Origin of the sequence: Pseudomonas sp. NPDC089407, from assembly GCF_044900445.1 — a bacterium.
Classification (GTDB): domain Bacteria; phylum Pseudomonadota; class Gammaproteobacteria; order Pseudomonadales; family Pseudomonadaceae; genus Aquipseudomonas.
Genome location: NZ_JBJDNB010000009.1, coordinates 151,199 through 170,436 on the forward strand (window position 1 = coordinate 151,199; position 19,238 = coordinate 170,436).

Below are 19,238 nucleotides of genomic sequence, written 5' to 3' on the forward strand. Positions count from 1 at the left end.
CCGCGCGGGCGGCGCTCGATCTCACAGGCGCCAGAAAGGCCAAGGCAAACACCCCGGCCTATCCATCAATCCTCTGCCTGGTCCTCGCCGCCCTGGCGGCTCATACCATACTTGCGCATCTTCTCGACCAGGGTGGTCCGGCGAATGCGCAAACGTTCAGCTGCGCGCGCAACGATACCGTTGGCATCGTCCAGCGCCTGTTGTATCAGACCCTGCTCCAGGCTGCCCAGGTAGTCCTTGAGGTCCAGGCCTTCGGGCGGCAGCATGGCGTGGCTGCTGAAGTTCGGCGTGTGGCCATTGATTGCCACGCGCTCTTCCAGGTCGCTGCGCAGGCTGTCGACCATCTGCTCGTCTTCATCATCGACGTAGCGGAATTTCTTCGGCAGCTCGGACACGCCAATCACCCCGTACGGGTGCATGATCGCCATGCGCTCGACCAGGTTGGCCAGCTCGCGCACGTTGCCCGGCCAGCCGTGGCGGCACAGCGACATGATCGAGGCTGAGTTGAAACGGATGGAGCCGCGCTTTTCGTGTTCCATGCGCGAGATCAGCTCGTTCATCAGCAGCGGGATGTCTTCCACCCGCTCACGCAACGGCGCCATCTCGATGGGGAACACGTTCAGCCGGTAGTACAGGTCTTCGCGGAAGGTGCCGCCCTCGATCATGGTCTCGAGGTTTTTATGCGTCGCGGCAATGATGCGCACATCGATGCTCTGGGTCTTGTTGCTGCCCACGCGCTCGAAGGTGCGCTCTTGCAGCACGCGCAGCAGCTTGACCTGCATCGGCAGCGGCATGTCGCCGATTTCGTCGAGGAACAGGGTACCGCCGTTGGCCAGCTCGAAACGCCCGGCACGGCTGGTGATCGCCCCGGTAAAGGCGCCCTTCTCGTGGCCGAACAGTTCGCTCTCCAGCAACTCGGCCGGGATCGCGCCGCAGTTGACCGGCACAAACGGCGCTTCGCGGCGCTTGGAGTGGTAGTGCAGGTTGCGCGCCACCACTTCCTTGCCGGTGCCCGATTCACCCAGGATCAGCACGCTGGCGTCGGTATCGGCCACTTGCTGCATCATCTGCCGCACATGCTGGATGGCACGGCTGGTGCCGACCAGGCTGCGGAACAGGTTGGGTTCGCGCTGGCGGCCGCGCTCGCGGGCCTGGTCGTACATCTCGCGGTAGACCTGGGCACGGTGCAGCGAATCCAGCAGCTGGCTGTAGCTGGGCGGCATTTCCAGGTTGGAAAGCACCCGGCGGCGCAGGTCTTCCGGCAGCTCGGCAGAAGAAATTTCAGCTAAAAGCAGAACCGGAAGGAACTCATCCCAACCAGCCACTGTCTTAAGCAGCCCCAGAAGATTGCCCGGAGCATTGACGGTGCCGATGAGTACGCATAGCACTTCGCGACTCGAGGACAATGGCTCGACCGCCTGCTGCCAGTCATGGCTGGCGCACGCGAGGTTATCTTCGCCGAGGAAGTTCAACACCACCGCAAGGTCGCGGCGGCGTGCGCTGTCGTCATCGATCAGCAGAATCTTAGTTTCACGCCACATGCAATAGCAACTTCCCTAGTCATATCGGCGCCCTGCAGGGGCGTGCTTGACATCATTCCGACTGAATGGTCAGTGTTCGGACGCCTGGAATTCGAGATCAGACACTAGTAAAGTCAAAAAAGATTGCGTAGTCAAATTAATGGCGCACAGAAGTTTACAAATGCGCCTCCGACTGAAAGGGATGGTATACCATAGCGGCTTGAGCTTAACGCGACAGGCGAATTCTCTCACGAAATTGAAGCACTTGCCGTCCCGATGACCCGGCAGCAGACCGCGCCGACAAAAAAATGCCCGAACGGTGACACAGGTCAATTCAGTCAAGCCGGCCCAGCCTGAAAACGCGCGACGGACTCATGCACCCTGATTGGAGAAGAGGCTGTAGATTTTCGCCTGGCTGGTCGACTTCCGAAACTCGGACACTTCCCGGGCGATAGCCTGGAGGGCCTCGCTGGCGTCTGCGACCAGCGAGCGATAGATCTCCAGCAGTGCTTCCAGGTCGGCATGCACTCGCGCACGGTCTATACCTGGTTCGTTCAGCACGGCCTCCACACAAGCCCGGCATTCGATATCCAGCGCACTGACGGCCTCCCAGTCTTCCCTGGCCAGCGCATCGGCCAAAGCAATGCGAGAAGCGCTGACGCGCTGCGACACAGAGAGTGTACCTTGGCCACCCTCCTGCATCGCCGTCGCAGCCTCGAGAGCGCGGCGATCAGCGTCCCCGCTATCCTGGCTCATGACACCTCCGCGGCTTGCTGAGCGATACCATCCCACCCCATCTTCAGCTCAAGCAACACCTTGGTGACTTCATCCAGAATCCGAGGGTCGCTGGAACGGTTGGCCTCTACCAGACGACGCGTCATGAAGTCATAGAGGCGCGCATAATCCATCGCCAACTGCCCGCCCTGCTGGAAATCAAGGCTTTCACGCAACCCGGCGACGATCCCCATGGCCTTGGTGATCAGCTTGGCTTTTTCCAGATGCTCACCCCGCTCCATGCTTCCACGCGCCTGAGCGATACGGCTCAACCCGCCTTCCATCAGCAACTGGATCAACCGATGTGGCGAAGCGCCGTGGATTTCCGACTGGGTGTTCACATTCTGGTATTGCCGAAGCGCGGCCATACGGTTCATTACGCTGCCCCTATCATGTATTCGGCGATGGTCGCCACTGAACATTGTATCGGCCCTGGAACGTCACTCTTTAACCCCAGGGCAACTGCGACCTATGAATCGTCAGAGCTGGCGTTGTTCAACGCGTTCAAGGTCGTCATTACGCTACTGCTCGTCGCCTTGAGCTGCGCGATCAGGGTATCCATCGCGTTGTACTTTGAGTACATCGTTGCTTCGTACTTGGTGATACGGCGATCGAGGCTGGTCTGCTGCGTAGCCAGATCAGACAGCGTATCGTTCAAAGTATCGGTGCGCTTGTCCAGCAGGCCATCATCAGCGACGTAGAGATCCAGCGTGGAGGACATCCGCGTCAACAAACCACCCGAACCCGTGAAGAACCCTTCCACCGAGGCGGCATTGGTTTCCAGCGCAGCTTCAAGTTTGTCGTCATCGATGGACAGGGTACCGTCGTTCTGGGTCGAAACACCCAGCTGCGACAACAATTTGATCGTGCCGCCATCCGTGGAGTTGCCGATCAACTGATTGCGCAGGCCGCTCACAATACTACGAACTGACGAATCACTGGTCAGCGCCGCAGCCGTGGATGTCGCATTACCATCATCATCCGTGGTAGAGGTCACCTTGGTCAACGATTTGATCGACGCCATCAGGGAGTTGTAAGCATCCACGAAGGTGTTGATGGATTTCTTCAAACCGTCGGTGTTGGTATCGACCGTGATCGTGGCTTTGGTATCGTCTTCCAGCAAAGTGAACTCGACGCCACTGATTGCCGTCGTGATTTCGTTAGTGGCGCTTTTCATCGAAAGGCCGTCGATGGTGTAGACCGCATCAGCAGCCGGAGCAACAACATAACCGCCGACATCGTCAGAGGCCTGGGTACCCGAACCATCGATTGTCAGCGCCTTCAGGGCATCACTGCTGGAGGTAATACTGATGTCAGTACCTTCACCCGTCTTGGTAGAGCTCAGCACAAGTCGCTGGCCTTCCGAGTCGGAGATGATGTTGGCCGTAATACCACTGGACTTCAGTTGGGTGTTGATGCTGTCACGGATATCGGACAGCGACGCTCCTGCGGCCACCTTGATGGTGGTTGCTGTGCCGGAGCCCTGCTTGACGCTCAAGGTCCCAGCCTCGAACGTGGTACCGGTATCGATGTACCGCGTGGCAACCTTCGAGCTGGTGGCGATCGAAGTCGTCTTGATAACGTAGGTGCCAGTGGCAGCACCAGCGCTCACCTTGGCTGTCAATGCCTCTTCATTGGACGATTTGGCGGTCAACCCTGTGAACGAGCTGTTTTCGCCCAAGTCTTCCATGGCGGTCTGGAATTTTGACAGCGCGCTTTTCAGCGATCCGATAGCCGACAACGTGGTGTTGGCTGACGTGGTCGCCTTATCGATCTGACTTTGCCTTGGCGCTTTTTGCGCGTTGACCAAGGCCGATACGATCGTGTCGATGTCATACCCAGACCCGACTCCATTAATGGAAGTGCCCATTATTCAGACTCCCTTAAAATTTGACGCTCAGCACTGTGCAGCAGCGGATTTCCGACGCCTTTGGAATAGGCATACAAAATCCGCGCCACCCCTTCAGGCCTCGACGTTCAGCAACAGCCCGTCGGCATCTTTCAGGTTTTGCGCCAGCTTCAGCGCCACCTCTGAAGGAATCTGCCGGATGACCTCACCGGTGTCGCTCGCAACGACTTTGACCACGGTCTGACCGGAGCCTTCATCAATGGAAAAGTCGAGATTGCGGTGCGAGGCCTGCGCCAGGGAACGAAGCCCTTCTACCGCTTGGTTCAACGCATCTGCCGAATAGGCAGGGGCATCGTCTTGCGTTGATGCAGGTGCGCTAGCAGCGGCCTGCCGACCGGCAATGGCGCCGACCGTTGGAGCGCTGGCGGCATTGCCTGCGGCAGCGTTCACATTGAGATTCACGTCCATAGACCACACCTCTCAAGCGAAAAGCAAGAAAGGGCGCGATGCGCCCCTTCTCAACTATCGGCCGTCAGGCCAACCTTATTGCAGCAGCTTCAGTACGGCGGAAGGCAGCTGGTTGGCCTGGGCCAGAACAGCTGTTGCCGCGGACTGCAGGGTTTGCTGCTTGGTCATCTCGGCGGTTTCTGCCGCGAAGTCCACGTCCTGGATGGTCGACAGGGCCGCAGTGGCGCTCTCGGAAACGTTCTGCAGGTTGGAGATGGTGCTGTCCAGACGGTTCTGGATGGCGCCCAGGGCCGAACGCTGGGTGTCGATCTGCTTCAGGGCGGCGTCGATGACCTGGGTAGCCTTCTGGGCACCGGAAGCATCGCTGATGTTCAACTGCTGAACGGTGAAGCTGGAGGTGGAGACAGCCGCAGCAGCGCCGCTGATAGTGCCGCCAGAGCCAATGACATCAATCGCTTCGCTGGAAGTCAGAACGATCGAACCGCCAGTAGCACTCAGAGTAGCAGTCATACCACTGACATTGGTGTTGATTGCAGCAACAGCATCGGACAGCGACGAGCCGCTGGCAATATCCACATCGACACCTGCGATGCTGATCGTGGTTGCCGCAAGGGTGGTGGTGCTCGTGATATAGGCGGTGCTATCAATAGTCAGGGAGGTAGTTGCCAGACCAGCTGTACCCTTGAGGGCGCTAGCGCCCATGTCGCCCAAGGTGAACGAAACAGTTTCGTTGGCATTCGCGCCGACCTGGAAGGTCAGAGTACCTTGGTTACCGGCAGTACCATCCAGCAGGTTGATACCCGAGTTGCCACCACCAAACGTTGTGGTTTTGGAAATACGGGTCAGCTCTGCGGTCAGGGATTTGAATTCCTGGTTCAGTGCACCTTGGTCTTCGGCGCTGTTCGAACCGTTGGCCGACTGCAGGGACAGTTCACGCATACGCTGCAGGATGCTGGTCGATTCTTGCAGGGCGCCTTCGGCGGCGGTCGCGATGGAGTTCGCATCTTGGGCGTTTTTGATCGCAACGTTCAGGCCGCTGACCTGGCTGGTGAGGCGGTTGGAGATCTGGGACCCTGCAGCATCGTCCTTGGCGCTGTTGATACGCAGGCCGGTCGACAGGCGAGTCATAGAGGTGCTGAGCGAATCGGAGGCCTTGGTCAGGTTCTTTTGAACCGACAGAGAGGCGATGTTGGTGTTGACGGTAAGAGCCATGACTAATTTCCTTGCGATAAGCCAAACGGAGATGGGGTCCAGGGCGGCCGAGCTTGATATCCGGCGGTGCGCCTCACAGAACCTTCGTAGGGGTTATCGTCTGGATCCGTACGCACTTTAAATTTTTTTTGATTTTTTTCTGAAAACTGGCTCAAAGCCAGTATCCACGTGTGCAGACATGGCTGGCCTCGTTCTTGCTTGGCCCGCTCAAACGTCAAAACCTCGCCACGCAGACGGAAGCCCTCATGCAAAGCAGAAACCTTCAAGCCGAGATCCAAAGCATTGGCGCCGCCCTCGTCAAGGCCGAGCGCACCCAAGATGTCGACGCCCAACTGCAACTATATGAGAAGCTGACTCGCCTGACGCCCGCATGCACCCTCGCCCATGCTCAACTTGCTCATCTGCTGTTTGAACGTGAAGACTACGAAAGAGCTGTTTCGCACGCAGAACAAGCTTTGGCGCTACCCTACGACAAAGCGGCTGATCAACTGATTTTTCAACACCTGCATAAACACAAGCCCTATGTTGCCCAGCTGGCGAAAGCCAAGGCCTTGTATAAAGCCCAACCCAATATTTGGCGATTCAAACTTTTATATGAAGCCTTGATGCTCGCTCAGGCTTACAACGAAGTAGAGCCACTCGTTCTCAAAGCACTGGAAGAACCGTTTAGCAAGGTTGAACAATCCCACCTGCTAACCTTGCTGGCACAGGCGTATTACCAACTGGCGCGCTACCACGATTGCATTGGTTGCTATCAAGCCGGCTTGGAGTTGACGCCCGACAATCAAACCCAGCACTTCAATCTTGGTACAGCCTTGGAACAGGTGGGTCGCTACCCCGAAGCGGTGAGCCAGTACCAGAAAGTCCTCGAACTGGAGCCAAACCATGGGGGCATCCATAACAATCTGGCCATCGTAATGCTACGCCTTGGCCAATTCGAGGATGGCTGGCGGCAGTACGAATGGCGCTGGGATATTGCATTGCGCGAGCAGAACCAGCACTTCAACATCCCCCGCTGGACCGGGGAGCCACTTGAAGGAAAAACGTTGTTGGTATGGGCCGAGCAGGGAATCGGCGATCACATCATGTTCAGCACCATGCTTGCCGAATTGCGGCAACGTGGCGGCAATCTGTGCTACGAAATTTACGCTCGGCTGGACAGCTTGTTCGAACGCACGTTCCCCGATGTCACCTTCTTGCGAAGAGAATCCGATGGCGAAATTGCACACCTCGGCACCCGGGTATTCAAGCAGCGCTGGCCGAACGCAGACTATCAGATCCCGATGGGCAGCCTTGCCGCAATCTTCCGGACTACCCGTGAATCTTTCGGTGAAGGCGCAGCCTATCTGAAACCCGACCCTGCGCTTATCCAGGTAACCCGAGATCGCTACAAGGCGCTCTTCCCTGGCAAAAAGCTCATCGGTATTTCCTGGCGCGGCGGTAAGGCAGCACACACCGAACGTCAGAGCAGGCGAGTCGGGGTCGACGACCTGAAAGCATTGTCGAAACTTGAAAACGTTCAGCTCATCGACCTTCAGTACGACAGCACCGAGGCGGACCTCGCTTCACTTCGAGAGGCGGGCATTTCGATTTATCACGACGACTCTGTTGACCCTACTGCGATCATGGAAGCGCAAGCTGCACAACTTTGCACTTTGGACGCCGTCATCAGTGTCGACAACTCGACCGTACACTTGGCAGGCGCACTGGGCGTGCCGACCTACGCCTTGATTCAACTCAATCCGAACTGGCGCTGGGGCATGAACGAGGGGCCAAGCTATTGGTACAACAGCGTACAGATATTCCGAAACCGGGAAATTCTCAGCTGGAGGGATGTGATCGATCGCGTCATTGAAAAGCTGGCCGTCGACGGTGTCATCCCCCAATCATCTGCAGGGATCAAAGCATGAAATGTTGCGTAATTACCCCCGTCGGCCCGGGCCACGAAGAACTTTCGAAGCGCCTGATCGCATCGGTTCAGCAAGCCATAGACAATGGCACCGGCCCGTTCTCTGAAGTTCACATAATTCCTGTTAATGATTCCCAGGGGCAAGGCCGATCTCGTGCTCGCAACCTGGGCGTGCAAGAAGCCGGAAAACTTCAAGCAGACTGGATCTTTTTCGTAGATGCAGACGACTTGATGGCCCCCGACGCCTTCATACAAGTTGAACACCTGGTCGAAGAACATGACGCGATCTGGGGCGCCATTTTCGAAGCTGATCTGGCCACTCAAAAAATCGATCGCCGCCCAAACGAGATCAGCCCGCTGACTTCGCTGGAGCAAGTGCTCATCAACCATCCGTTTCTGACACTGCACAACGGCCACTTCGTACGTTATGAAGCGGCTGCCAATCAGCCGTTCAACACTGAAATGGACTGCGGTGAAGACTTCGAGTACTACCTGCGCATCTGGCGAAATTATCGCGCCATCAAAATTGAGAGGCCGCTGTTTTACAACATTCGCGGGCAGCACTCTACCGGTCCAAGGGCAGCAACAGGTAGCGACTGGAACCTTGCGATGCCACGTGTATTCGGCGAGTTCTGCAGCGTCAACGAAGTTATTGCAGGCGTGCCATTCAATGGCAAAGAGGTAAAGTTCCGCCTCAGCAATACACTGGACCTGATCCAGAACCAGCTTGCTCGCGAGCAGTTTTTCGAGATAAAAGAACTCACCGAAACCCTGCTTGTCCTACCGCGTCAAGCCCGCGTTTTCGACGTGGGCTCCAACATCGGCAACCACGCACTCTTCTTCAGCCAGATTGCCAATGCAGCTCACGTGCATTGCTTCGAACCGGCCGATGCAATCGCGGACTTGCTTGAAACCAACTTCAATCTCAATGAGGTGCCCGCCGAGCGCTTTGCGATTGAACGCATCGGCGTCGGCGCTGCGCCTGCCAAAGCCAGTTATGCCAACGTCGACCCGAGCAACCTTGGCGCTACCAGCATCAAGCTAGATGCAGGTGGCGGCCTTGAGATCGACGCGTTGGACAATCGCTTCCCTGATACTACAGTCGATCTTCTGAAAATTGACGTCGAAGGCATGGAGATGGAGGTACTGGAAGGCGCCCAGCAGTTAATCCAGCGCAATCGTCCGGTTCTGCTTATCGAAATCGCCAATGCCAACAAAGGGCGGTTCTTGGCGTGGGTAAGCAAAAATGATTATCGGATACACCGGGCATTCGAGCTGGTTTTTGCGTCCAATTATCTGCTTGTTCCCAATACACCTCGTGAAGGCTTTTACGATGCAGGCATGACTGCAACTCGCGACTGGGCACCCAAGGTTCCACTCGCCCAGGATCAGGCACCATGCGGCTGGTCGATCTCCGAGTTTCTGACCGGTTATCTGGAGAGCCGCCGCACACTGGAATTGCTGGCTGCAGATGGACTGCTCATTGCCGTGGACGTCGCCACCCAGGCTCAGGAGGCACTACCCAATGGCTCCGAGGACTTTGGCCTGCGGTTCCCCGGCACGATTGCGCTCGTGGGCGAATTGCTCGGTGCTGTCACGGACGCACTGCTGGAAAAAATCCTGGAAGGGCTCTCCAGATCCACACCGGAAATCATCCTGTTTGACCTGATGGATACTCGCTGGGACCGCGCATTCAAGCTCAATCACCGCTATAGAGATGCCGAATGGTATATCTGCCGGCTGGCACGACTTGGGTACCGCCTGGAGACGTATCAGAAACTACCCCACAAGGCTGCAATGGGCGCTGGTGAGCAACTGGATAGCCGCATCACCTTGCTACACTTCAAAAAGGCTTGATGACCCAAGCGCCCCAAGTGAGCGTAAATTCGACAGCGAAGGCGGGTTTTTGACTACCCGCCATCAGCCTGCGCCTTAGCTCACTAACAAAAAACCCGCTTCTACGAGCGGGTTTTTTTCATGATGAATGCCGATCAGCCACGCCGCTCGATAATCGCCGAACCCCACGACAACCCCACGCCAAACCCGCTGATCGCCACGCGATTCCAGCTCGAGTCGAACATGTGCTTCTCCAGCAGCAAGGCAATGCTGGACGACACGGTATTCCCCGTCTCGACCATATCCTTGACGAATTTTTCTGGCTGCTCTTCGTCGAAGCGCCGCGCCACGGCATCGACAATAGCCGCACTGCCCTGATGGATGCAGAAGGCATCGATATCGCCGGGCTGCAGGTTCGAGTCTGCCAGCAGTTCCTGCAAATGCGCCGGGACCTTGAGCAAGGCGAAGTTGAACACCTGGCGGCCGTTCATGAAGAAGGTGCCATCGGAGACTTTGAGGTGCGGCGCCCCGGAGCCATCCGTGCCGAACTTCGACTTACCGAGCACCCAGGACGGGTCTTCACCCATCCAGGTGGCTGTGGCGGCATCACCAAATAGCATGGTGGTGTTGCGGTCTTCAGGGTCGACAATCTTCGAATACGGGTCAGCAGTAATCAACAAGCCGTTCTTCAGCCCCGCCGCCTCCATGAAGCCCTTCATCGCATACAGGCCATAGACATAGCCCGAACAACCCAGGGAAATGTCGAACGCCGCAATGGTAGTCGGCAGGCCAAGCTTGCTTTGCACAATCGCAGAGGTGTGTGGCAGCCCTTCTTCATCACCGTTCTGGGTAACGACGATAAGCGCATCGATAGAATCCGGGTTCAACTGCGGGTTATTGGCGAACAGGTTTTTGACGGCCTCGACACACAGGTCGGAGGTTTCCTGGTCATCATCCTTGCGCGGCAGGAAAGCCGAGCCGATCTTGCCCAGGATGAAGGCATCATCCTTGCCGAATTTTGCGCCTTGGGCGTAATTATCAAGGCCGGCCGAGGGCACGTAGCTCGCGATGCTTTTAATGCCAATCATTCTGGCTTCCCAATACTGAATAGCTGATGATCACCGCTCGCCTGAATCGAGGGGTGCCTGAAAAACTGGCCACATTAACCGGGGTTGGCACAAGCCACAATACACCCGCAGCCTGAGCCAGCCTGCACAATACAGTGGAGATGCGCGTTTTGACCCATGGGTCACAACTGAAAATGGGACGTCACATCCGAACACTAAGATACAAAAAAGCCGAATCGAGCGCTGCTTTTAAATTAAAAAGGCAGCGACCCGGTTCGGCCTCGATGGTCAGAGCTTGTCGAACAGGCTTAGTTGCGAGATGCGTGAGAACGCCAGCTGGGCAGCTTGCAGCATGGTTTGCTGCAACGTCAGCTGGACGCTGGCTTCTGCCATGTCGGTGTCTGCGATAGTGGATTGGGTTGCGGCGTTCACGAGGCCCAGGCTGGAGTTTTCAGTCGACTGAATCTCCAGGGCATTGCCACGCGCACCGATCGAGCCACGGACGATGTCGATCTGATCGCTTGCCGAGTCCAGGTTGCCGATCGCAGACGCCACCGCATTGGTGATAGACACCGACGTAGCGCCGTCGGACGTGGGTACGTTCAGCACAGTCTTCAATGTGTTGAGGGTATTGAGAACGTTCTGGTTTTCGTGCGAATCAGCCGAAACGGTGAACTGGTCGCCAGTCGCCGGCGTACCCGCAACATTCAACGTAACCCCAGCGACGGTAACCGAGGAGCCGGTTAGCGTGCCGTTGCCGATGGCCTTGCTAGACTCGCTGAGCGGTGCAGCATAGACCTCATAGGCCGTAGCACTGGTGAACTTGATTACCGCCCCACCGCCAGGGAAACCCGCCGCGTAGGCCTGGGCATCGGTAACGCTGCCACTGGTAACTTGCGCGGTCGAGGTGTTGCTCGGCAAGCGCGTGGACGTGATGCTGTCCGGAACACTGGACAAATTGAAGCTGTACTGGCTGACCAGGTTATCGGCATCTGCCGCCTGATCTTCATCCAGCGTCACGTTGACCGCGTACTCCACGCCACGGAAGCTGAACGTCGTACCCGCCTCGTCGTTCGGGTCGATGATGCCGCCAGTACTGGTTTCGGAGGTGACATCTTTACCTGATGCATCAGTCACGGTGAATTCGGTACTACTGGTGAACGAGACCTTGTAAGGCTCACCCGATGTAAAGGTGCTGTTGTAACTGCGCACCGACGTCAGAGTACCTGCAGACAGCGTGAGCAAGCCGCTGTCTGTAGCGGGCGTGGCTTGTACCGTCTGAGTGCGGGAAACGTTGGCCGCCTGCTCGAAGATGCTGTAGCCGGTGTCATTGGTGGCAATGCTCAGGGTATCGGACACCTGCAGGCTCAGCTGCGTCTGGTCCCCCTGATAGGTATAGGTGCCGTCGCTGTTGCGCACATAGGGATGGGTGGTGCTCTTGGAGCCGGCAAAGATGTAGTTGCCGTTGGAGTCCTTGCTGTTGAGCAAGCTGAAGACCGTCTCTTCGATCTGGCCAATCTCGCCAGCGATGGACGCCCTGTCTTCATCGGACAGCCCACCACTGCCTGCACGCAGCGCCAGCTCACGCGCGCGCTGAAGCGAGTCGGTAACACTGCTCAGGATCGACTCTTCGTTGTTCAACGCATTGTTGATGGTGGTGATGTTGCCACTGTACTGATCGAGCTTGGCGCTCTGCTGCTGCAGCTTGAGCAGCTTGGCAGCGCCGACGGGGTCGTCCGCTGCGGTCTGGATACGCGTCCCCGACGAAATCTGCTCCTGGGTCTTGGTGACCGAGGCAAACGCCTTGGAGTAGCTGGTCGTGCTGTTGGCAAAGTACTGGCCAGTAGAAATACGCATGATCGCCCTCCTTACAGACTGCTGATCAGTGTTTGGAAAATTTGCTGTGCCGCTTTGATGATCTGCGACGAGGCGGTGTAGTACTGCTGGAATTTGACCAAGCCGGCGGCTTCTTCATCCAGGCTCACGCCGGATAACGAATCGCGGCTGTCAGTGGCAGAAGTCAGTACCGCAGCGGTTGCCGTGGAATCGATCGATGCCTGGCTGGACAACGCACCGACACCCTCGACCAGCGTTGCATAGACACTGGTGATACTCATGCCGGCGTTCGTGCCGCTGACCCCCACGGTGTTGGAGGTTTGCAGCGCCAGCACGCTCTGAGCGTTGCGGTTGTCCGTGGCACCGGAACTGTTGAAGGACACGCTGTAGGTATCATTGGCCGCAGGCGACCCGCTCACCGTCATTTCGAAGCTGTACGTCATGACGTTGCCGTCGGCATCGGTCATGGCGTTACCGTCATCATCGAGCATTGGCACGGTGACACTGAGGGTGTTGTCTTGGTTCGGCACGATGGTGCCGCTGCCAATACTTACACCCTGGGCGTTATAGAGGGTATAGCCTTGGGTGCCGGAGTTGGCGTTGCCGAACACCAGCTTCACGGGGCTGGCATTTTCGATACCGCTTTGCTGCTGCGCCAGCTCGGTGCCACCGTAGATATCCAGCTCGCTGGTCAGGGTCGGCAGGCTAAACGTTCCGGTGCCGCTGTTGCTCGAGCCAGCCACGCCGCTCAGCGCGCCGGCAAAGGCCAGCTTGTTGTAGTCCGTCATGACCGTGGCAATATTGATGGCACCGGTCTTGGTGGGAATGACCTTGAAGCCGTCACCCTTCGCCAAGCCGCCACCATTGAGTGCCAGGCTGAAACCATCGATAACCGGCGCCGGGTCGTCATCAAGGCTGAACGACCCCATCTTGGTACCGTCCGAGCGCGTCACCGTGTAGTCCGTGTCGCTGGTGAACTTCACCTCGTAGTTGTACGCCGTCAGCGCACTGGAGTCCTTGATGGTGACGTCCAGGTTGCCAGAGCCTGCGCTGTTGCCGGCCGAAGCCAGGCTACGCTGGCTGATTGCGGCAGCGCTGTTGGTGCTGGAAAACAGCATCGAGCCAAAGTCGCCATTCAGGTCCAGCCCCTGGCCCAACTGGCTGTTGACGGTGTCACTGACCACAATGGCCATGCGGCCCAGTTCGTTGAGCGCAGGATTGAGCACGTCCTCGCGGTACCGCAGCAGGCCGCCAATCTCCCCCCCGCTGGCAACCGAGGTCACGTCTGTGCTGTAGTTCTGATAGTGAATGACAAGGCTGTACTGGGTGGGGTCGGATGCGCTCGCCTGCGCGGATAGGGCATTGGAGGTATTGCCCGTCACCAACGCCTGGCCAGTACCCAGGAAAACGTCATAGCTGCCATTGGTCTCTTGCACGGTCACGCCAACCAGTTCGTTCAGCTGGCGGACGGCCTCATCACGCGCATCCAACAAGCTATTCGGCTGCGTACCATTGGCCGAGAGCGCAACGATCTGCTGGTTGAGTTTTGCAATCGACGAGGTGATGGAGTTCACCTGTCCCGTCAACGTGGCCAACTGGCCGTTATTGCTGCTGTTCTGCTGCGTCATCTGCGAAGCGATCGAATTGAATCGATTGCTCAGGGTCTGTGCCGACGTCATCAACAACTGGCGCGATGCCGTGTCGCTTGGCGCTGACGACGCAGTTTGCAAGGCACTGAAGAAGGACGAGAGCACACTGGTGATGCCGGTGGTGCTATCCGAAAGCAAGGAGTCCAGCGACGAAACCTGCGAGGCGTAGGTACTGGCCTCCGAACTGAGCGAAGTGCTGGAGTTGACTTGGCGTTGCAGGAACTCGCTGTAGATGCGGCGCACTTCCGACAGCGTGGTGCCGCTACCGACATAACCGGCGCCGCCAATGCTCTGCAAGGCCCCTGCCGAATTCACCGTTTGCTGGCGCGAATAACCCGACGTCGCAACGTTGGTGATGTTGTTACCGGTAGTCGCCAATGCACTTTGGCTGACCGACAAGCCGGAAAGCCCGATAGAGATCAGATTCGACATACTTCAAGCCTTATAGAGTCGTTTGGTTGCCGTTGGCTGCAAATTGCTGGTACTTGTCTAGCTGCCGGGCGATGGCGGAAATCTTCCGCGCATAGTTCGGGTCGGTGGCATAGCCAGCCTTTTGCAACTCATTGGCAAACTGTTCCGGGTTATCGGCGGACTTCACCACTTCTTGATAGCGCTCATTGTTCAGCAACAAGCTGGCCAGGTCATGGAAACTTTCGCTAAAGGACCCATAGGCACGGAATGCCGCTGACTCCTTGACCATCTGGCCATCGCGAAACTCGCTGGTGACCGCCCTCGCCTGGTCGCCCTGCCAGATACCCGTGGCCTTGATGTTGAACAGGTTGTAGCTGCTGCTGCCATTGCCCTGGCGCAAGATCGACTTGCCCCAGCCGGTCTCCAGGGCGGCCTGGGCCACCAGCATCTTGGGGTCGACGCCAATGCGCTGCGCGGCCTCCTGGGCCATGGGCAGCAAGGTGGCGACAAACTCGTCAGCGTTGGCGAACGCGCTTTTGCCCGGCGCCAGCGGCACCTGCACGGTACTGCGCTGACCGCCGGCCATAAGTTCTGCAAAGGCCGGCGAGCGGGTCCAGTCACCGTACTCGCCATCGGCCCCCACTGCGGTTGTGGCAGCACCGCCGCCGCGCCGCAGGCTACTGGCCGGCGCACTGGCTCCAGCCCCCGGCACGATCCCGGCCAGCAGACGGTCAGCGAGTTTGCCCGGCAGCGCAAGACGTCGCTGGTTAAGCATGGCCACGTCGCTGCGCGACTCAGCCGAGGGCTGCCCTTCCACGGCCGTATCACGCACCGCACCAAGGGCATGACCGCCATCGGCCGGGCGATTGAACGGGTTGGCGCCAGGCCGCGCCGATGTGCCTTTGGACAATTGGCGCATCAGCACATCCTGCAGGCCGATACCCCCACCCTGCCGAGACAAACTAACCGACAACTGCTGGTCGTACATTTCCTGGTACTGCTTGGTGGTCTCGGTGTTGAGCGGGTTGTCCTTGGCCAGCACGTTGTTGGCAGCACGCATGGACTTGAGCATCTCACTGACGAACAACGACTCGAACTCCTGCGCAACCTTGCGCAGGTTGGCTTCGCTGTCGCGATCACCCACTTTCAAGGCGTTGAGCCGGTTGAGGTCGGTGTAAGCGCCGGTGTCCACGGTTTTCATGAGCAAGCGCTCCAGTACTGATCCATGTCACCGGGCCTCAGATCACAATAAGGTCGGCCTGCAAAGCGCCGGCCTGCTTAAGGGCTTCGAGAATGGCCATCAGGTCGCCAGGCGCAGCCCCAACCTGGTTCACTGCCCGGACGATCTCATCCAGGGTGGTACCGGGGCCGAACTTGAACATCGGCTTGGCTTCCTGCTCGGCATTCACGCGCGAACGCGGCACCACGGCGGTTTGGCCGTTGGAGAACGCCCCCGGCTGGCTGACGATCGGGTCTTCGGTAATGGTGACGGTCAAACTGCCATGCGTGACCGCAGCCGGTGAAACCTTCACGTTCTGGCCAATGACGATGGTGCCGGTGCGCGAGTTGATGATGACCTTGGCCACGGCCTGGCCCGGGTCGATTTCCAGGTTCTCCAGAATCGACAGGTAGTCGACACGCTGGCTTGGGTCCATAGGCGCACTGACACGCACAGAGCCGCCATCCACCGCCTGCGCAACTCCAGGCCCCAGCAAGTCATTGACCTTGTCGACGATACGCTTGGCCGTGGTGAAGTCCGGCCTGTTCAGGTTCAGCGTAAGGCTGTTGCCCTGGTTGAAACCGCTCGGCACGGCACGCTCTACGGTTGCGCCACCCGGAATACGGCCAGCAGACGGCACGTTGACGGTTATCTTGGAGCCGTCGCGCCCCTCGGCATCGAAACCGCCAACCACCAAGTTACCTTGCGCGATGGCGTAGACGTTGCCGTCGATACCTTTGAGCGGAGTCATCAACAGGCTGCCGCCACGCAGGCTCTTGGAGTTACCAATGGAGGACACCGTGATATCCACCACCTGCCCCGGCTTGGCGAACGGCGGCAGGTCGGCATGGATCGACACAGCCGCAACGTTCTTGAGCTGCACGGTACCGGAACCGCTCGGCACCTTGATGCCGAACTGCGCCAGCATGTTGTTGAAGGTTTGCAGCGTGAACGGCGTCTGGGTGGTCTGGTCACCCGTGCCATTGAGGCCGACTACCAGGCCATAGCCGATCAGTTGGTTGCTACGCACGCCGGAAATACTGGCTATATCCTTCAGGCGCTCGGCCTGTGCGCCGAAGGTGCACAGCATCACCGCGCAAAAGGCCAGCATGTGTTTGTATTTGAGCATGGCGATACGCACTCAGAAAGGCCAATACGGGCTCAGGAAGAACCGGTCGAGCCAACCCGGCTGGCTGGCATCGGCAAACGAACCGGTCCCTGAATACGTGATGCGCGCATCAGCCACACGAGTAGAGGACACTGTGTTGTCCGTTGCGATGTCATCGGCCCTGATCAAGCCCGCGATACGCACCAGCTCCTCACCGGTGTTGAGGGTCATCCATTTTTCCCCGCGTACCGAGAGAATACCGTTGGGCAGCACGTCGGCCACGGTGACGGTAATGGAACCGGTCAGGCTGTTGCCCTGCGCCGCCTTGGCATCACCTTTGGTGTCACGGGTGCCGCTGTAGGACGCATCAAGGCTGAGCGAGCCGCTGCCAAACGGGCTGTTGGTCGATACGCCCCCACCAAACAGCGAGCTCAGGCCCAGGCTGGTGTTGCTGTCCTTGCCCACCGAGGAATTGGCGCTTTTACTGGCCGCCATTTTCTCGTTCAGGGTGATGGTGATGATGTCACCGACACGAAACGCCTTGCGGTCGCTGTACAGGTTCTGGTCGAAGCCGGCCTGATAGATCGAGCCATTGTTCGCCGCCGCCGGCAGTGGCGTGCGCGGTAGCACCGGGGCGTAGTAAGGATCGTTGGGCTTGGCCGGCGGCGCCATGCAACCCGCCAACACACAAGCACCCGCCACGGCGAAAAGGACAGACAAACGGTTCATGACAACGACCTCACGGTGCTACAGCTACTTCAGGGTACTGAATGATTCAAATGATCAGAGGTTCTGCGTAACGAACGACAGCATCTGGTCGGCGGTCGAGATCACCTTGGAGTTCATCTCGTAGGCACGCTGGGTGGTGATCATGTTGACCAGTTCCTCGACCGTGCTGACGTTGGAGTTTTCCAGGGTGTTCTGCAGCGTCGTGCCAAAGCCGTTCAGGCCTGGCGTGCTGACGTTGGGCGCACCGCTCGAAGCGGTTTCCAGGAACAGGTTGTTGCCAATGGCCTGCAAGCCAGCCGGGTTGATGAAGTCAGCGGTCTGCAAGTTGCCGATCACCTGCGCTGCCGCGCTGCCGGCGGTGGTGATCGAAACGGTACCGTCGGTACCTACGGTAAAGGTTTGCGCGTCTGCGGGCACTACAATAGCAGGCTCCAGCGCCAAGCCATTGGCGGTGACCATCTGGCCGTTGGAGTCCAGGTGGAATGTGCCGTCACGGGTGTACGAAATGGTGCCGTCAGGCTGGATGACCTGGAAAAAACCGCGACCGTTGATGGCCATGTCCAGCGGCTGGTCAGTGGTCTGCAAGCTGCCAGCGGTGAAGTTCTTTTGCGTGCCGACGATGCGCACACCGGTGCCCAACTGCAAGCCGCTTGGCAGTTCGCTGTCCTGAGTGGACTGCGCACCCGGCTGGCGCTTGATCTGGTAGAGCAGGTCCTGGAACTCCGCACGGTCTTTCTTGAAGCCGGTGGTGGAGACGTTCGCCAGGTTGTTGGAAATGGTCGTCAGGTTCATGTCCTGAGCGGCCAGGCCGGTCTTACTGACCCAAAGAGCCGGAAGCATCTGAATTCTCCTTACGCGACAGCCCTGCGGCTGTCAGTGTCGAACAGGGTGTTTGATCGGAGTCGCCTGGCTCACATCTGCAGGACGCGCGCCATGGATTCGTCGTTTTCCTTCGCTGCGGTCATCATCTTGACCTGCAGCTCGAACTGCCGGGACAGCGCCATGATGGAGGTCATTTCGTCAACGGCATTGACGTTGCTGCCTTCCTGGAAGCCCGAAACCATCTTCACCGTGGCATCCGCCGCGGCTGGCTGGCCGTTGCGCGTGTGGATCAAGCCATCCGTGCCCTTGGTCAACGAGGCAAGGTCCGGCTTGACAAGTTTGATCCGGTCCACTTCCGCCATTACCGCAGGGCTTTCGCCCTGGGAGCGAATGCTGATGGTGCCGTCCTGGCCAATTTCGACTTTTTCCTCAGGCGGAATGGCGATCGGGCCACCGTTGCCCAGCACCGCCAGGCCACTGCCGGTGCGCAACACACCGAGCGCATCGACATTCAGGCTGCCAGTGCGGGTGTAGGCTTCGCTGCCATCTGGCGCCTGGACTGCGATCCAGCCATCGCCATCGACAGCGACATCCAGTTCACGCCCTGTCTCCACCAGCGGGCCATGATCGAAATCGGTGGCCGGTCGTTCGGTCATGGCATAGGCGCGTGACGGCAGGCTCTCACCGAACACCGGCATCGAGCGTGCCTGTTCCAGATCGCGCTGGAAGCCCATGGTCGAAACGTTGGCAAGGTTGTTGGCATGGGCTTTTTGCGCCAGCGCGTTCTGGCTGGCACCCGTCATGGCCACGTACAGCATCTTGTCCACTA

Annotated in this window: 16 protein-coding genes; 2 read left to right on the forward strand and 14 right to left on the reverse strand. The window is 58.4% G+C overall.

The genetic code is table 11. From position 1 onward, the window contains the following. Positions 1-65: 65 nt before the first annotated feature. The 6 genes from fleQ to ACI2KG_RS09730 form a co-directional block, all read right to left on the reverse strand. Positions 66-1,541 (reverse strand): transcriptional regulator FleQ, encoded by a 1,476-nt coding sequence (gene fleQ, locus ACI2KG_RS09705; RefSeq protein ID WP_404661713.1) that lies wholly within the window; start codon positions 1,539-1,541, stop codon positions 66-68. A gap of 351 nt (positions 1,542-1,892) precedes the next feature. Then, positions 1,893-2,276 carry a flagellar protein FliT gene (locus tag ACI2KG_RS09710; RefSeq protein WP_404661714.1) on the reverse strand — a complete coding sequence of 128 codons (384 nt, stop codon included), beginning with the start codon at positions 2,274-2,276 and terminating at the stop codon, positions 1,893-1,895. Then, entirely contained in the window at positions 2,273-2,671 is a 399-nt protein-coding gene (gene fliS / locus ACI2KG_RS09715; protein WP_404661715.1) for a flagellar export chaperone FliS, read from the reverse strand. Before fliS ends, ACI2KG_RS09710 begins: the two co-directional genes overlap by 4 nt. Positions 2,672-2,763: 92 nt before the next feature. Next, positions 2,764-4,164: a flagellar filament capping protein FliD gene (fliD, locus tag ACI2KG_RS09720; protein WP_404661716.1), complete on the reverse strand. Its 1,401-nt coding sequence runs from the start codon at positions 4,162-4,164 to the stop codon at positions 2,764-2,766. Positions 4,165-4,257: 93 nt separating this feature from the next. Beyond that, on the reverse strand, positions 4,258-4,611 hold the full coding sequence (locus ACI2KG_RS09725; RefSeq protein WP_404661717.1) for a flagellar protein FlaG: 354 nt from the start codon (positions 4,609-4,611) through the stop codon (positions 4,258-4,260). A 75-nt stretch (positions 4,612-4,686) separates the two neighbouring features. After that, entirely contained in the window at positions 4,687-5,823 is a 1,137-nt protein-coding gene (locus tag ACI2KG_RS09730) for a flagellin (protein ID WP_404661718.1), read from the reverse strand. A 170-nt stretch (positions 5,824-5,993) separates the two neighbouring features. Here ACI2KG_RS09730 and ACI2KG_RS09735 point away from each other — a divergent pair, with 170 nt between their 5' ends. Further along, entirely contained in the window at positions 5,994-7,733 is a 1,740-nt protein-coding gene (locus tag ACI2KG_RS09735) for a tetratricopeptide repeat protein (protein ID WP_404661719.1), read from the forward strand. Next, positions 7,730-9,589, forward strand: a complete 1,860-nt coding sequence (locus ACI2KG_RS09740) for an FkbM family methyltransferase (protein WP_404661720.1) — start codon at positions 7,730-7,732, stop codon at positions 9,587-9,589. The genes ACI2KG_RS09735 and ACI2KG_RS09740 overlap by 4 nt, the downstream gene beginning before the upstream one ends. Before the next feature lie 134 nt (positions 9,590-9,723). Here the strand turns inward: ACI2KG_RS09740 and ACI2KG_RS09745 are convergent, their stop codons facing one another. The 8 genes from ACI2KG_RS09745 to flgF form a co-directional block, all read right to left on the reverse strand. Next, positions 9,724-10,656, reverse strand: coding sequence for a ketoacyl-ACP synthase III (locus ACI2KG_RS09745; protein WP_404661721.1), 933 nt, complete (start codon positions 10,654-10,656; stop codon positions 9,724-9,726). Between the two features lie 267 nt (positions 10,657-10,923). After that, positions 10,924-12,492, reverse strand: coding sequence for a flagellar hook-associated protein 3 (locus ACI2KG_RS09750; RefSeq protein WP_404661722.1), 1,569 nt, complete (start codon positions 12,490-12,492; stop codon positions 10,924-10,926). 11 nt (positions 12,493-12,503) lie between these two features. Continuing rightward, the gene (gene flgK / locus ACI2KG_RS09755) at positions 12,504-14,552 is read right to left on the reverse strand and encodes a flagellar hook-associated protein FlgK (protein WP_404661723.1); all 2,049 of its coding nucleotides are present in this window, start codon (positions 14,550-14,552) and stop codon (positions 12,504-12,506) included. 10 nt (positions 14,553-14,562) lie between these two features. Next, the gene (gene flgJ, locus ACI2KG_RS09760) at positions 14,563-15,732 is read right to left on the reverse strand and encodes a flagellar assembly peptidoglycan hydrolase FlgJ (RefSeq protein ID WP_404661724.1); all 1,170 of its coding nucleotides are present in this window, start codon (positions 15,730-15,732) and stop codon (positions 14,563-14,565) included. A gap of 37 nt (positions 15,733-15,769) precedes the next feature. After that, complete coding sequence (locus ACI2KG_RS09765; protein ID WP_404661725.1) at positions 15,770-16,879, reverse strand: flagellar basal body P-ring protein FlgI; 1,110 nt, start codon at positions 16,877-16,879, stop codon at positions 15,770-15,772. A gap of 12 nt (positions 16,880-16,891) precedes the next feature. Further along, a complete protein-coding gene (flgH, locus tag ACI2KG_RS09770; protein WP_404661726.1) occupies positions 16,892-17,587 on the reverse strand; it encodes a flagellar basal body L-ring protein FlgH in 696 nt (231 codons plus the stop codon). Positions 17,588-17,641: 54 nt separating this feature from the next. Continuing rightward, complete coding sequence (flgG, locus tag ACI2KG_RS09775; protein WP_404661727.1) at positions 17,642-18,427, reverse strand: flagellar basal-body rod protein FlgG; 786 nt, start codon at positions 18,425-18,427, stop codon at positions 17,642-17,644. Between the two features lie 71 nt (positions 18,428-18,498). Next, the gene (gene flgF / locus ACI2KG_RS09780; protein WP_404661728.1) at positions 18,499-19,236 is read right to left on the reverse strand and encodes a flagellar basal-body rod protein FlgF; all 738 of its coding nucleotides are present in this window, start codon (positions 19,234-19,236) and stop codon (positions 18,499-18,501) included. Between the last annotated feature and the right edge of the window lie 2 nt (positions 19,237-19,238).

Coding starts and splice junctions, on each gene's coding strand:
- fleQ (WP_404661713.1), bottom strand. CDS start 1,541: ATGTGGCGTGAAACTAAGATTCTGCTGATCGATGACGACAGCGCACGC.
- ACI2KG_RS09710 (WP_404661714.1), bottom strand. CDS start 2,276: ATGAGCCAGGATAGCGGGGACGCTGATCGCCGCGCTCTCGAGGCTGCG.
- fliS (WP_404661715.1), bottom strand. CDS start 2,671: ATGAACCGTATGGCCGCGCTTCGGCAATACCAGAATGTGAACACCCAG.
- fliD (WP_404661716.1), bottom strand. CDS start 4,164: ATGGGCACTTCCATTAATGGAGTCGGGTCTGGGTATGACATCGACACG.
- ACI2KG_RS09725 (WP_404661717.1), bottom strand. CDS start 4,611: ATGGACGTGAATCTCAATGTGAACGCTGCCGCAGGCAATGCCGCCAGC.
- ACI2KG_RS09730 (WP_404661718.1), bottom strand. CDS start 5,823: ATGGCTCTTACCGTCAACACCAACATCGCCTCTCTGTCGGTTCAAAAG.
- ACI2KG_RS09740 (WP_404661720.1), top strand. CDS start 7,730: ATGAAATGTTGCGTAATTACCCCCGTCGGCCCGGGCCACGAAGAACTT.
- ACI2KG_RS09745 (WP_404661721.1), bottom strand. CDS start 10,656: ATGATTGGCATTAAAAGCATCGCGAGCTACGTGCCCTCGGCCGGCCTT.
- ACI2KG_RS09750 (WP_404661722.1), bottom strand. CDS start 12,492: ATGCGTATTTCTACTGGCCAGTACTTTGCCAACAGCACGACCAGCTAC.
- flgK (WP_404661723.1), bottom strand. CDS start 14,552: ATGTCGAATCTGATCTCTATCGGGCTTTCCGGCTTGTCGGTCAGCCAA.
- flgJ (WP_404661724.1), bottom strand. CDS start 15,732: ATGAAAACCGTGGACACCGGCGCTTACACCGACCTCAACCGGCTCAAC.
- ACI2KG_RS09765 (WP_404661725.1), bottom strand. CDS start 16,879: ATGCTCAAATACAAACACATGCTGGCCTTTTGCGCGGTGATGCTGTGC.
- flgH (WP_404661726.1), bottom strand. CDS start 17,587: ATGAACCGTTTGTCTGTCCTTTTCGCCGTGGCGGGTGCTTGTGTGTTG.
- flgG (WP_404661727.1), bottom strand. CDS start 18,427: ATGCTTCCGGCTCTTTGGGTCAGTAAGACCGGCCTGGCCGCTCAGGAC.